This is a genomic window from Mycobacterium sp. (genome assembly GCF_039583785.1).
Classification (GTDB): domain Bacteria; phylum Actinomycetota; class Actinomycetes; order Mycobacteriales; family Mycobacteriaceae; genus Mycobacterium.
In genome coordinates this window covers 127,898-140,285 of sequence record NZ_JAVKSG010000002.1, presented here as the reverse complement: position 1 = coordinate 140,285, position 12,388 = coordinate 127,898, and the positions used below count along the sequence as shown (strand labels likewise).

16 protein-coding genes are annotated in these 12,388 nt (G+C 64.9%); all 16 read left to right on the top strand.

Going from position 1 to position 12,388, the window contains the following annotated elements; genetic code table 11:
* Nucleotide 1: 1 nt before the first annotated feature.
* Nucleotides 2-655, top strand: a complete 654-nt coding sequence (gene rplC, locus ABDV69_RS02285) for a 50S ribosomal protein L3 (RefSeq protein ID WP_343571722.1) — start codon at nucleotides 2-4, stop codon at nucleotides 653-655.
* Nucleotides 655-1,329 carry a 50S ribosomal protein L4 gene (gene rplD, locus ABDV69_RS02280; RefSeq protein ID WP_343571721.1) on the top strand — a complete coding sequence of 225 codons (675 nt, stop codon included), beginning with the start codon at nucleotides 655-657 and terminating at the stop codon, nucleotides 1,327-1,329. Before rplC ends, rplD begins: the two co-directional genes overlap by 1 nt.
* The gene (rplW, locus tag ABDV69_RS02275) at nucleotides 1,329-1,631 is read left to right on the top strand and encodes a 50S ribosomal protein L23 (RefSeq protein WP_343571720.1); all 303 of its coding nucleotides are present in this window, start codon (nucleotides 1,329-1,331) and stop codon (nucleotides 1,629-1,631) included. The genes rplD and rplW overlap by 1 nt, the downstream gene beginning before the upstream one ends.
* Nucleotides 1,632-1,666: 35 nt before the next feature.
* On the top strand, nucleotides 1,667-2,506 hold the full coding sequence (rplB, locus tag ABDV69_RS02270) for a 50S ribosomal protein L2 (protein WP_343571719.1): 840 nt from the start codon (nucleotides 1,667-1,669) through the stop codon (nucleotides 2,504-2,506).
* Between the two features lie 21 nt (nucleotides 2,507-2,527).
* Nucleotides 2,528-2,809 carry a 30S ribosomal protein S19 gene (gene rpsS, locus ABDV69_RS02265; protein WP_067340300.1) on the top strand — a complete coding sequence of 94 codons (282 nt, stop codon included), beginning with the start codon at nucleotides 2,528-2,530 and terminating at the stop codon, nucleotides 2,807-2,809.
* Nucleotides 2,806-3,375, top strand: coding sequence for a 50S ribosomal protein L22 (gene rplV, locus ABDV69_RS02260; protein ID WP_343571718.1), 570 nt, complete (start codon nucleotides 2,806-2,808; stop codon nucleotides 3,373-3,375). The genes rpsS and rplV overlap by 4 nt, the downstream gene beginning before the upstream one ends.
* Nucleotides 3,375-4,217, top strand: coding sequence for a 30S ribosomal protein S3 (gene rpsC / locus ABDV69_RS02255; protein ID WP_343571717.1), 843 nt, complete (start codon nucleotides 3,375-3,377; stop codon nucleotides 4,215-4,217). Before rplV ends, rpsC begins: the two co-directional genes overlap by 1 nt.
* Nucleotides 4,218-4,220: 3 nt before the next feature.
* Nucleotides 4,221-4,637: a 50S ribosomal protein L16 gene (rplP, locus tag ABDV69_RS02250; RefSeq protein WP_343571716.1), complete on the top strand. Its 417-nt coding sequence runs from the start codon at nucleotides 4,221-4,223 to the stop codon at nucleotides 4,635-4,637.
* On the top strand, nucleotides 4,637-4,870 hold the full coding sequence (rpmC, locus tag ABDV69_RS02245) for a 50S ribosomal protein L29 (RefSeq protein ID WP_343571715.1): 234 nt from the start codon (nucleotides 4,637-4,639) through the stop codon (nucleotides 4,868-4,870). Before rplP ends, rpmC begins: the two co-directional genes overlap by 1 nt.
* On the top strand, nucleotides 4,870-5,196 hold the full coding sequence (rpsQ, locus tag ABDV69_RS02240) for a 30S ribosomal protein S17 (protein WP_343571714.1): 327 nt from the start codon (nucleotides 4,870-4,872) through the stop codon (nucleotides 5,194-5,196). The genes rpmC and rpsQ overlap by 1 nt, the downstream gene beginning before the upstream one ends.
* A gap of 269 nt (nucleotides 5,197-5,465) precedes the next feature.
* On the top strand, nucleotides 5,466-7,832 hold the full coding sequence (locus ABDV69_RS02235) for an arylsulfatase (RefSeq protein WP_343571713.1): 2,367 nt from the start codon (nucleotides 5,466-5,468) through the stop codon (nucleotides 7,830-7,832).
* A gap of 161 nt (nucleotides 7,833-7,993) precedes the next feature.
* Complete coding sequence (locus tag ABDV69_RS02230; protein ID WP_343571712.1) at nucleotides 7,994-8,887, top strand: formylglycine-generating enzyme family protein; 894 nt, start codon at nucleotides 7,994-7,996, stop codon at nucleotides 8,885-8,887.
* 74 nt (nucleotides 8,888-8,961) lie between these two features.
* The gene (locus ABDV69_RS02225) at nucleotides 8,962-10,416 is read left to right on the top strand and encodes an HNH endonuclease signature motif containing protein (RefSeq protein WP_343571711.1); all 1,455 of its coding nucleotides are present in this window, start codon (nucleotides 8,962-8,964) and stop codon (nucleotides 10,414-10,416) included.
* Between the two features lie 719 nt (nucleotides 10,417-11,135).
* A complete protein-coding gene (gene rplN / locus ABDV69_RS02220) occupies nucleotides 11,136-11,504 on the top strand; it encodes a 50S ribosomal protein L14 (protein ID WP_045373371.1) in 369 nt (122 codons plus the stop codon).
* Entirely contained in the window at nucleotides 11,505-11,828 is a 324-nt protein-coding gene (rplX, locus tag ABDV69_RS02215) for a 50S ribosomal protein L24 (protein ID WP_343571710.1), read from the top strand.
* Complete coding sequence (gene rplE / locus ABDV69_RS02210; protein ID WP_343571709.1) at nucleotides 11,825-12,388, top strand: 50S ribosomal protein L5; 564 nt, start codon at nucleotides 11,825-11,827, stop codon at nucleotides 12,386-12,388. Before rplX ends, rplE begins: the two co-directional genes overlap by 4 nt.

The following is a 12,388-nucleotide window of genomic DNA, read 5'->3' as shown; positions in this document are numbered from 1 at the left end:
AATGGCGAGAAAGGGCATCCTGGGCACCAAGCTGGGCATGACGCAGGTGTTCGACGAGAACAACCGCGTCGTCCCCGTGACGGTGGTCAAGGCCGGGCCGAACGTGGTGACCCGCATCCGTACTCCGGAAGTCGACGGGTACAGCGCGGTGCAGTTGGCCTATGGCGAGATCAGTCCCCGCAAGATCAACAAGCCGCTGACGGGTCAGTACGCCGCCGCCGGGGTCAACCCCCGCAGGCATCTGGCCGAGTTCCGTCTCGATGACGAGGCCGCCGCGGCCGACTACCAGGTCGGTCAGCAGCTGACGGCCGAAATGTTCGTTGCCGGAACCTATGTCGACGTGACCGGCACGTCGAAGGGCAAGGGCTTCGCGGGAACCATGAAGCGGCACGGCTTCAAGGGGCAGGGCGCCAGCCACGGAGCGCAGGCGGTTCACCGCCGTCCCGGTTCCATCGGCGGTTGCGCCACCCCGGCGCGTGTCTTCAAGGGCACCCGGATGTCCGGCCGGATGGGGCATGACCGGGTGACCACCCAGAACCTGTTGGTGCACTTGGTCGATGCCGAGAACGGCGTGCTGCTGATCAAGGGCGCGGTGCCTGGCCGCACGGGCGGACTCGTCGTGGTCCGCAGCGCGATCAAACGAGGTGAGAAGTAATGGCTTCCGATAACGCCGCGAAAGCACTCAAGATCGACGTCAAGACGCCCGCCGGCAAAACCGAAGGCTCCGTTGAATTGCCGGCCGAGTTGTTCGATGCGCCTGCGAACATCGCTCTGATGCACCAGGTCGTCACGGCACAGCTGGCCGCGGCCCGCCAGGGAACGCACTCCACCAAGACTCGCGGCGAGGTCCGCGGTGGCGGCCGTAAGCCATACCGGCAGAAGGGAACTGGTCGCGCACGTCAGGGTTCGACGCGTGCGCCGCAGTTCACCGGCGGTGGCGTCGTGCATGGTCCGCAGCCCCGCGACTACAGCCAGCGCACCCCGAAGAAGATGATCGCCGCCGCGCTGCGCGGTGCGTTGTCGGACCGGGCTCGCAACGGCCGCATCCACGCGATCACCGAACTGGTGCCGGGTCAGACTCCGTCGACCAAGAGCGCCAAGGGTTTCCTGGCCACGCTGACCGACCGCAAGCAGGTGCTGGTGGTCATCGGACGTAGTGACCAGACCGGCGCCAAGAGCGTGCGCAACCTGCCCGGTGTGCACATCCTCTCGCCGGACCAGCTGAACACCTACGACGTGCTACACGCCGACGACGTGGTGTTCTCGGTGGAGGCGCTCAATGCTTACATCGCAGCGAACACCCATAGCGCCGAGGAGGTTTGCACCTGATGGCAACCGTCACTGACCCCCGCGACATCATCTTGGCCCCGGTCATCTCGGAGAAGTCCTACGGTCTGATCGACGACAACGTGTACACCTTCCTGGTGCACCCCGACTCGAACAAGACGCAGATCAAGATCGCGATCGAGAAGATCTTTTCGGTCAAGGTGGCCGCGGTGAACACCGCGAATCGGCAGGGCAAGCGCAAGCGCACCCGGAGTGGGTACGGACAACGGAAGAGCACCAAGCGCGCCATCGTGACGTTGGCTCCCGGCAGCAAGCCGATCGAACTGTTCGGCGCTACGGCGTAGCCAGGGCCGGCCGAGGATAGAGAGACTTAACAGACATGGGAATTCGCAAGTACAAGCCGACGACTCCGGGTCGTCGCGGTGCCAGCGTCTCCGATTTCGCCGAGATCACCCGCTCGACTCCGGAGAAGTCGCTCATCAAGCCGTTGCACGGTAAGGGTGGACGTAACGCGCACGGTCATATCACCACCCGCCACAAGGGTGGCGGGCACAAGCGGGCCTACCGGGTGATCGACTTCCGCCGCAACGACAAAGACGGCGTCAACGCGAAGGTCGCGCACATCGAGTACGACCCGAACCGCACCGCGAACATCGCGCTGCTTCATTTTCTTGACGGCGAGAAGCGTTACATCATTGCGCCGCAGGGACTTTCCCAAGGCGATGTGGTGGAGTCCGGTGCCAACGCCGACATCAAGCCGGGCAACAACCTGCCGCTGCGCAACATCCCGGCCGGTACGCTGGTGCACGCCGTGGAGCTGCGTCCGGGCGGTGGGGCCAAAATGGCTCGCTCGGCGGGATCCAGCATCCAGTTGCTGGGCAAGGAAGGCGCGTACGCCTCGCTGCGTATGCCCAGCGGTGAAATCCGTCGCGTCGACGTGCGCTGCCGTGCCACCGTCGGCGAGGTGGGCAACGCCGAGCAGGCCAACATCAACTGGGGTAAGGCCGGCCGGATGCGCTGGAAGGGCAAGCGCCCCACCGTCCGTGGTGTTGTGATGAACCCGGTGGACCACCCGCACGGTGGTGGTGAGGGTAAGACGTCCGGTGGTCGTCACCCGGTCAGCCCGTGGGGTAAGCCCGAAGGCCGTACCCGTAAGGGCAGCAAGCCCAGTGACAAGCTCATCGTCCGACGCCGGCGCACCGGCAAGAAGTCTCGCTAGCGGCAGCCAGGAGTAACAGATATGCCACGCAGCCTCAAAAAGGGTCCGTTCGTCGACGACCATCTGCTCAAGAAGGTCGACACGCAGAACGAGAAGAACACCAAGCAGGTCATCAAGACCTGGTCGCGCCGTTCGACCATCATTCCCGACTTCATCGGTCACACGTTCGCCGTCCATGACGGTCGCAAGCACGTGCCGGTGTTCGTCACCGAATCGATGGTGGGCCACAAACTGGGTGAGTTCGCACCGACGCGCACCTTCAAGGGACACATCAAAGACGACCGGAAGGCCAAGCGGCGATGAGCACGGCTACGGAATATCCTTCGGCGGTCGCCAAAGCGCGGTTCGTGCGGGTGTCGCCGACCAAGGCGCGCCGGGTGATCGACCTGGTTCGCGGCAAGTCGGTGGCCGAGGCGCTGGACATCCTGCGTTGGGCACCGCAGGCGGCCAGCGAGCCGGTGGCCAAGGTCATCGCGAGCGCTGCAGCCAACGCGCAGAACAACAATGGGCTCGACCCGGCGACTCTGGTGGTTGCCACCGTCTACGCCGACGGCGGCCCGACCGCCAAGCGGATCCGTCCGCGCGCCCAGGGCCGCGCGTTCCGGATCCGTAAGCGCACTAGCCACATCACCGTGATCGTGGAAAGCCGTCCGAGCAAGGACGGGCGGGGCTCGCAGTCCGCGAGCGCCACCCGCGCCCGTCGCGCGCAGGCCAGCAAGGCTGCCAGCACGGCGCCGGCCAAGAAGGCGCCGGCCAAGAAGGCGCCGGCCAAGAAGGCGGCCACCGAAAAGACATCTGAAGTGAAGGCATCCGCCGCGAAGTCCGCTGGGACTGAAGCGACTTCGGAAGCGAAGGAGGGCTCGGAGTAGTGGGCCAGAAAATCAATCCGCACGGTTTCCGGCTCGGCATCACGACCGAGTGGAAGTCGCGGTGGTACGCCGACAAGCAATACGCGGACTACATCAAGGAAGACGTGGCGATTCGCAAGCTGCTGTCGACCGGCCTGGAGCGCGCCGGTATTGCCGACGTGCAGATCGAGCGCACCCGTGACCGGGTTCGGGTGGATATCCACACTGCCCGTCCGGGCATCGTCATCGGTCGCCGTGGCACCGAGGCCGACCGGATCCGCGCCGACCTGGAGAAGCTGACCGGCAAGCAGGTCCAGCTGAACATCCTCGAGGTGAAAAACCCCGAGTCGACGGCACAGCTGGTGGCTCAAGGTGTGGCCGAGCAGCTGAGCAACCGGGTGGCGTTCCGCCGCGCGATGCGCAAGGCCATTCAGTCGGCCATGCGGCAAGCAGGCGTCAAGGGCATCCGGGTGCAGTGCTCCGGTCGTCTCGGGGGCGCTGAGATGAGTCGCTCGGAGTTCTACCGCGAAGGTCGGGTGCCGCTGCACACGCTGCGTGCCGACATCGATTACGGCCTGTATGAGGCCAAGACCACCTTCGGCCGGATCGGCGTGAAGGTCTGGATTTACAAGGGCGACATCGTCGGCGGCAAACGCGAGCTGGTGGCGCCGTCGGCTGGAGCCGAGCGTCCGCGCCGCGAACGTCCCTCGGGCACCCGCCCGCGCCGGAGCGGATCCGCGGGTACGACGGCTACCAGTACCGAGGCCGGCCGAAGCGCACTGAGTGCCGCTGAAGATACTGCGAGCGCGGCCGCGGCGCCGGCGGAGACGCCCGCCGTCGAGGCGCAGAGTACGGAGAGCTGAATCATGTTGATTCCCCGCAGAGTCAAGCACCGCAAGCAACACCACCCGCGTCAGCGCGGGATCGCCAGCGGTGGCACGTCGGTGAGCTTTGGCGACTACGGCATCCAGGCACTGGAGCACGCCTACGTCACCAACCGGCAGATCGAGTCCGCTCGTATCGCCATCAACCGGCACATCAAGCGTGGCGGCAAGGTGTGGATCAACATCTTCCCGGACCGGCCGCTGACCAAGAAGCCCGCCGAGACCCGGATGGGTTCGGGTAAGGGATCGCCGGAGTGGTGGATCGCCAACGTCAAGCCGGGTCGCGTGCTCTTCGAGCTCAGCTACCCCAACGAGCAGACCGCCCGGGAAGCGCTGACCCGTGCGATCCACAAGCTGCCGATCAAGGCACGCATCATCACCCGAGAGGATCAGTTCTGATGGCAGTGGGAACTTCGCCGGGCGAACTGCGCGAGCTCAACGACGAAGATCTGGTCGAGAAGTTGCGCGAATTCAAGGAAGAGCTGTTCAACTTGCGCTTCCAAATGGCGACCGGTCAGCTCGCCAACAACCGTCGGCTCCGCACGGTCCGTCAGGAAATCGCACGGATCTACACCGTGCTACGTGAACGCGAACTCGGCCTGGCAGCTGGGCCCAATGGTGAGGAGTCCTGATGGCTGAGGCGAAGAAGGCGGCCGCGAAAGACGCTAGTGCCAAGGGGCCCAAGCGCACTCCGCCCACCCCGAAGCCGCGCGGTCGTCGTAAGACCCGCATCGGCTACGTGGTGAGCGACAAGATGCAGAAGACCATTGTGGTCGAGCTGGAAGACCGTATGCGCCACCCGAAGTACGGCAAGATCATCCGGACCACCAAGAAGGTCAAGGCGCACGACGAGCACGGTGACGCCGGTACCGGCGACCGGGTGTCGTTGATGGAGACCCGTCCGCTGTCGGCCACGAAGCGCTGGCGGCTCGTCGAAATCCTGGAGAAGGCCAAGTAGTCAGCTGGTCCGTGCGGCGAAGGCCGCACGGTAGGCCGGGTCCACGCGGCGCACGGCGACGATGAACGCCAGTGCGATCAACGGTCCGACGATCCGGTAAACCGATGCGGGCAAACCGATGTCGGCGTGGTTCCATAGCTGCGGGCTGAGCGCGATTCCGGCACCGTCACAACTCTTCGCTAGACGCCACCCGCTGTTGGCGGATCGTTGGTCGCGGCGGTGTACTCTGCATCCGGAATCCTGGGGGCCACTGCGAGACGGAGGCCAGAATGGCAACCGAGTTCGACGGCAAGATCGAACTGGATATCCGTGATTCGGAACCAGATTGGGGGCCGTTCGCCGCTCCGACCGCGCCCGAGGGCGCGCCCAATGTGCTGTACCTGGTGTGGGACGACATCGGCATCGCGACCTGGGACTGCTTCGGTGGCCTGGTCGAGATGCCGGCGATGACGCGCATCGCCGAACACGGCGTGCGGTTGTCCCAGTTTCACACCACCGCCTTGTGCTCGCCGACCCGGGCCTCGCTGCTGACCGGCCGCAACGCCACCACCGTCGGCATGGCCACGATCGAGGAATTCACCGAAGGCTTTCCCAACTCCAATGGCCGCATCCCCTTCGAAACCGCCCTGCTCTCTGAGGTATTGGCCGAGCAGGGTTACAACACCTATTGCGTCGGCAAGTGGCATCTGACCCCACTCGAAGAGTCGAATCTGGCCGCGACCAAGCGGCACTGGCCGACGTCGCGCGGCTTCGAGCGCTTCTACGGCTTTCTGGGTGGTGAGACAGACCAGTGGTACCCGGACCTGGTGTACGACAACCACCCGGTGAACCCGCCCGATACCCCGGAGGACGGCTATCACCTGTCGAAAGACATCGCGGACAAGACAATTGAGTTCATCCGCGACGCCAAGGTGATCGCACCGGACAAACCATGGTTCAGCTACGTGTGCCCCGGCGCCGGCCACGCGCCGCATCATGTCTTCAAGGAGTGGGCGGACCGCTACGCCGGCAAGTTCGACATGGGCTACGAGCGCTACCGCGAGATCGTGCTGGAGCGGCAGAAGTCGATGGGCATCGTGCCGCAAGACACCGAACTCTCGCCGATCAACCCCTATCTCGACGTCAAGGGTCCCGACGGCCAGCCCTGGCCGTTGCAGGACACCGTGCGGCCCTGGGACTCGCTCAACGACGAAGAGAAACGACTCTTCAGTCGAATGGCGGAGGTGTTCGCCGGTTTTCTGAGCTACACCGACGCCCAGATCGGTCGTATCCTCGACTATCTCGAGGAATCGGGTCAGCTGGACAACACCCTGATTGTGGTGATCTCCGACAACGGAGCCAGCGGCGAGGGCGGGCCCAACGGGTCGGTCAACGAAGGCAAGTTCTTCAACGGCTACATCGACACCGTCGAAGAGAGCATGAAGTTGTTCGACCAGCTCGGCGGGCCGCAGACCTACAACCACTACCCGATCGGGTGGGCGATGGCCTTTAACACGCCCTACAAGCTTTACAAGAGATACGCCTCGCACGAAGGTGGGATCGCCGACACCGCAATGGTGTCCTGGCCCAGAGGAATTGCGGCGCACGGCGAGGTCCGGGACAACTACGTGAACGTGTGCGACGTGACACCGACGGTCTATGACCTGCTGGACATCCAGCCGCCGGACACCGTTCGAGGCATTCCGCAGAAGCCGCTCGACGGCGTGAGTTTCAAAGCTGCCCTGACAGGTTCGGCCCTGCCCGACTCGTCCTCCGACACCGGCAAAGAGACCCAGTTCTACACCATGCTGGGCACCCGCGGGATCTGGCACAACGGCTGGTTCGCCAACACCGTGCATGCCGCTACACCCGCCGGGTGGAGCCATTTCGATGCCGACCGCTGGGAGCTCTTCCACATCGAGGCCGACCGCAGCCAGTGCCACGACCTGGCCGACGAGCATCCCGACAAGCTGGACGAGCTCAAGGCGCTGTGGTTTTCCGAAGCCGCCAAGTACAACGGGCTGCCGTTGTCGGACCTCAACATTTTGGAAACCATGATGCGCTCGCGGCCTTTCCTGGGCGGCGAACGCACCAGTTACACCTACTACCCCGACTGTGCCGACGTCGGAATCGGCGCCGGCGCCGAGCTGCGCGGCCGCTCGTTCGCGGTGCTGGCCGACGTCACCATCGACCGCGCCGGTGCTGAAGGCGTGCTGTTCAAACAGGGCGGCGCGCACGGCGGTCACGTGCTGTTCGTCCAGGACGGCCGGCTGCACTACGTCTACAACTTCCTCGGCGAGCGTCAGCAGGAAGTCGCGTCGTCGCAGGCGGTGCCGCTGGGCCGGCACGTGTTCGGTGTTCGCTACACCCGCACCGGCACGGTGGAAAACAGCCACACGCCACTGGGGGAAGTGACGCTGTTCATCGACGATGCGACGGTCGGCACGCTGGCCGATGTGCAGTCACATCCGGGGACTTTCGGATTGGCCGGTGCCGGAATCACGGTCGGGCGAAATGGCGGTTCGGCGGTGTCCAGCCGTTACCAGCCGCCGTTCGTGCTCACCGGGGGCACGGTCTCGCAGGTCACCGTCGACCTCACCGGGCGGCCGTATCAAGATGTGGAAAAGGAATTGGCACTGGTCTTTTCGCGTGACTGAGCCGCCGCCCAGAGCGCTGTGGGCCGCTCTGGGTTCTGCTGCTCTGTTGGCGACGGCTCTGTCCGGATGCGTGCGGAACATCGACGGGGTTGCCGCGTGAAGCGGCGGTTCGGCGCCCGCCGCGCAGTGACCGGATTTCGCGGTCGTCATACCCTGAGTTGATGCCGACCGATCTTGTCGACCTGCCACCGGGGACATTCCGGATGGGCTCGACGAGCTTCTATCCCGAAGAAGCGCCGATCCATACGGTGAGCGTGCCCGCTTTCGCCATCGAGCGCCATCCGGTGACCAACGCCCAGTTCGCCGAATTCGTCACCGCTACAGGCTATGTCACGGTCGCCGAGCAGCCCATCGACCCGGCCCGCTACCCCGGCGCCGATCCGGCCGGACTTCAGCCCGGCGCAATGGTATTCCGCCCAACGCCGGGTCCGGTCGACTTGCGGGACTGGCGGCAATGGTGGGTCTGGGTGCCGGGCGCCAGTTGGCGCCACCCGTTCGGTCCGGGCAGCGACGTCGCCGACCGGGCGAATCATCCGGTGGTGCAAGTGGCCTATCCCGATGCGGCCGCATATGCGCGCTGGGCGGGCCGGCGACTGCCGACCGAGGCCGAATGGGAGTACGCCGCGCGCGGCAAAGCCGCCACGACGTACGCCTGGGGCGACGAGGAGAAGCCGAACGGGACGCCGATGGCCAACACCTGGCAGGGCCGCTTCCCCTACCACAACGACGGTTGGTCGGGCACCTCGCCGGTGGCAACGTTCCCGCCCAATGGATTCGGCCTCTTCGACATGATCGGCAATGTCTGGGAATGGACGACCACCGAGTTCTCCGCACACCACCAGCTCGAACAACCGCCCAAGAGTTGTTGCGCGCCAATAGGACCCGCAGACCCGACCGTCGCGCAGACCCTCAAGGGCGGCTCACACCTCTGCGCCCCGGAGTACTGTCACCGCTACCGGCCGGCGGCACGCTCGCCGCAGTCGCAGGACACCGCGACCACGCACATCGGATTCCGGTGTGTCAGCGATCTGCCGGCCGGATCAGCACGTTCCTAGGTGGCCCGCCGCCTCGAGGACGGCACCGATCTCGATTTCGGAATCTGTCGGTGGGACGATTTATCATCGAATCTATGTTCGATTATTGGTACGCGTCACGACCCACGCCGGAGTCGGTTGCGCTGCTGGACCAAATCTCGGAGGCAGGTCGAGCGGAGGCTCGGGCGGCCGCTGAGCGGTTGGTGGCTGTCGGTGAGTTGTTCGTGGTGCGGCTGCGGGATTCGGGAGAGCAGGCTGATTGGCCGATGGATACCTGGGAGGCGGTGGCCGCGCAGGTGGCCGCTGCGTTGCGGTGCAGCATGGCCATGGGCTCGAGTTATCTGCGGTATGCGATGGCGTTGCGGGATCGGTTACCGGAGGTGGGCAAGGCGTTTCGGGCCGGCGATATCGACTATCGCGCGTTTCAGACCGTGGTGTTTCGGACTGACTTGATTACCGATGCCGATGTGTTGGCCCGGGTGGATGCGCTTGTGGCGGTGCGGCTTTCGCGGCATCCGTCGTTGACGCGGGGTCGGCTCGCCGCCGAGGTTGATCGGGTGGTGGCCCGCGTTGACCGGGACGCGGTGCGGCGCGCGAAGGAGGCTATCAGGGATCGCTTTCTCGATGTCGACTTCGCCGAAACTGGCGTGGCGTTTGTGACCGGAAGGGTGCTGGCCACGGCCGGTCGCGCGTTGGACCGTCGGCTCGATGAGTTGGCGGCCACGGTGTGTGAGGCCGACCCGCGTAGCCGTGAGCAGCGCCGGGCCGACGCGTTGGGTGCGTTGAGTGCTGGTGCGGACCGGTTGGTGTGCGGCTGTGGATCTGCGGATTGCACGTCCGCGGGGCGGCCAGCTACAAGCAACGTGCTGATTCATGTGATCGCCGACCAAGCCAGCGTCGAGGGCCGTGGAGAGTCGCCGGGTGTGGTGGTGGGTGCTGAGGGCTTGATCTCGGCGGAGATGGTGGCCGAGCTGGCCAAGAGCGCGAGGATGCAGCCGTTGATGGCGCCGGTCGATGTGCCTGAGCCGCGCTATACCCCGTCTGCCAAACTTGCTGCGTTCGTGCGGTGCCGCGACTTGACCTGTCGTGCTCCGGGTTGTGATCGCCCGGCTACTGACTGCGATGTGGATCATACGGTCGCCTACCACGATGGTGGCTGGACACACGCGTCGAATTTGAAGGCGCTGTGTCGAAAACACCATCTGCTGAAGACTTTTGGGGGCTGGCGTGACACGCAGCTGCCCGATGGCACCGTGATTTGGCTTCTTCCTGACGGGCGCATTTATGTGACCACGCCGGGCAGTGTTTTGCTGTTTCCGAGTCTTTGCGTGCCGACCGGGGACCTGCCTCCGTCCGAACCGGACCGCGCCGACCCGGACCGCGCCGACCCGCACTGCGCTGATCGCACCGCGATGATGCCCAAACGCCGCCGCACCCGCGCCCAAAACCGCGCCGCTCGCATCGCCACCGAACGTCGACACAACCGCACGGCGCGAGAGTCGAAGCGGCGCTTGCCCGTCGTCGCCAACGACGAACCGCCGCCCTTCTGAGTTTTCGGCCGAGGGGCACCTGCCGGGGGCAATAGGATTTCTACCTGCGCGCTGATAACAACGAGCAGCTACCACCGTTGGCGTTCTCGGCGGCTTGCCGGCGCGGTCGAGGAAGCGGTCTACGCCATCCCGCCTGAGGTGCGCCGAATGCGACCACGTCGGCATGTCTGGTCGGTTGCCGAATATCTATGCCATTTCGCGATGTCTACATCGGCTACACCATCCGACTGCACCGCACCTGTGCGGAAGTTCGGCCCGCGCTTGAGCCGATGTTCAACGACCTGCGAGTGCGCCGAGTCCGCTATAACGACTGCGACCTACCAGCCACGCTCGATGAACTCTCTGCAGCTGTTGCGGGTTTCTGCGAGCATATTGCCCGTACGGAAGAACGGGACTGAGACCGCATCGCGACGCGTCTGCCCGGCGAGGAGCGCACCGCACGTCGGCTGGTCCTTCAGGCGATGCACGAAGGTATCCATCACCTCGGCGACATCCGGCCAATCGGCGGTACACGTGGCTAGACCAGGAATTTTGCTCTGAGCAGGTCTTCCCCTAGACTCGAGGGGTTGCCGTGGGCAGACCTCGGCTGGCATCTCGAGTATCACCGTCAGCCCTGCGTGCCTTTCGACGATGAAGACCAGGCAAGACGGGTCGGGTGGACCATGTCCGCCCTCGTGTCGGTGCGTGGGCGTGTTACGTGAACCAGGTCAGGAGATCGAGTGATTCAGCAGGAATCGCGGCTGAAAGTGGCCGACAACACGGGCGCCAAGGAAATCTTGTGCATCCGCGTGCTCGGCGGCTCGTCGCGACGGTATGCCGGCATCGGCGACGTCATCGTCGCGACGGTCAAAGACGCCATTCCCGGTGGCAACGTCAAGCGTGGCGACGTGGTGAAGGCCGTCGTCGTGCGCACCGTCAAGGAGCGCCGCCGGCCGGATGGCAGCTACATCAAGTTCGACGAGAACGCGGCCGTCATCATCAAGCCCGACAACGACCCGCGTGGTACCCGCATCTTCGGGCCGGTCGGCCGTGAACTGCGTGAGAAGCGCTTCATGAAGATCGTCTCGCTGGCTCCGGAGGTGCTGTAAATGAAGGTGCACAAGGGCGACACCGTCCTGGTCATCTCGGGTAAGGACAAGGGCGCCAAGGGCAAAGTGATCCAGGCTTACCCGGCCCGCAACAAGGTGCTCGTCCAGGGCGTCAACCGGATCAAGAAGCACACCGCGGTCTCGACCAACGAGCGCGGGGCTCAGTCGGGCGGGATCGTCACCCAGGAAGCCCCCATCCACGTCTCCAATGTGATGGTGGTCGACTCCGACGGCAACGCCGCCCGGATCGGCTACCGGGTTGACGAGGAGTCCGGCAAGCGGGTTCGCATCTCCAAGCGCAACGGCAAGGACATTCAGGCATGACGACGACCGAGAAAGTTCAGCCCAGGCTGAAGGTGCGCTACCGCAGCGAGATCCGCGACGCGCTGAACAAAGAATTCGGCTACGCCAACGTCATGCAGATCCCCGGCGTGGTGAAGGTGGTGGTCAACATGGGTGTCGGCGACGCCGCCCGCGACGCCAAGCTGATCAACGGCGCGGTCAACGACCTTGCGCTGATCACCGGACAGCGTCCGGAGATCCGCAAGGCCCGCAAGTCGATCGCCCAGTTCAAACTTCGCGAGGGCATGCCGATCGGCGCGCGGGTCACCCTGCGCGGCGACCGGATGTGGGAGTTCCTCGACCGGCTCACCTCGATCGCTCTGCCGCGTATCCGTGACTTCCGCGGACTGTCGCCCAAGCAGTTCGACGGTTTGGGCAACTACACATTCGGGCTCAACGAGCAGTCGGTGTTCCACGAGATCGACGTGGACAACATCGACCGGCCCCGTGGTATGGACATCACCGTCGTCACTTCGGCGACCAACGACGACGAGGGCCGGGCGCTGCTACGTAGCCTCGGCTTTCCGTTCAAGGAGAACTGA

What these genes read in the sequence shown, in the direction of transcription:
- rplC (WP_343571722.1), top strand. Translation starts at nt 2, where the DNA reads ATGGCGAGAAAGGGCATCCTGGGCACCAAGCTGGGCATGACGCAGGTG.
- rplD (WP_343571721.1), top strand. Translation starts at nt 655, where the DNA reads ATGGCTTCCGATAACGCCGCGAAAGCACTCAAGATCGACGTCAAGACG.
- rplW (WP_343571720.1), top strand. Translation starts at nt 1,329, where the DNA reads ATGGCAACCGTCACTGACCCCCGCGACATCATCTTGGCCCCGGTCATC.
- rplB (WP_343571719.1), top strand. Translation starts at nt 1,667, where the DNA reads ATGGGAATTCGCAAGTACAAGCCGACGACTCCGGGTCGTCGCGGTGCC.
- rpsS (WP_067340300.1), top strand. Translation starts at nt 2,528, where the DNA reads ATGCCACGCAGCCTCAAAAAGGGTCCGTTCGTCGACGACCATCTGCTC.
- rplV (WP_343571718.1), top strand. Translation starts at nt 2,806, where the DNA reads ATGAGCACGGCTACGGAATATCCTTCGGCGGTCGCCAAAGCGCGGTTC.
- rplP (WP_343571716.1), top strand. Translation starts at nt 4,221, where the DNA reads ATGTTGATTCCCCGCAGAGTCAAGCACCGCAAGCAACACCACCCGCGT.
- rpmC (WP_343571715.1), top strand. Translation starts at nt 4,637, where the DNA reads ATGGCAGTGGGAACTTCGCCGGGCGAACTGCGCGAGCTCAACGACGAA.
- rpsQ (WP_343571714.1), top strand. Translation starts at nt 4,870, where the DNA reads ATGGCTGAGGCGAAGAAGGCGGCCGCGAAAGACGCTAGTGCCAAGGGG.
- ABDV69_RS02235 (WP_343571713.1), top strand. Translation starts at nt 5,466, where the DNA reads ATGGCAACCGAGTTCGACGGCAAGATCGAACTGGATATCCGTGATTCG.
- ABDV69_RS02230 (WP_343571712.1), top strand. Translation starts at nt 7,994, where the DNA reads ATGCCGACCGATCTTGTCGACCTGCCACCGGGGACATTCCGGATGGGC.
- ABDV69_RS02225 (WP_343571711.1), top strand. Translation starts at nt 8,962, where the DNA reads ATGTTCGATTATTGGTACGCGTCACGACCCACGCCGGAGTCGGTTGCG.
- rplX (WP_343571710.1), top strand. Translation starts at nt 11,505, where the DNA reads ATGAAGGTGCACAAGGGCGACACCGTCCTGGTCATCTCGGGTAAGGAC.
- rplE (WP_343571709.1), top strand. Translation starts at nt 11,825, where the DNA reads ATGACGACGACCGAGAAAGTTCAGCCCAGGCTGAAGGTGCGCTACCGC.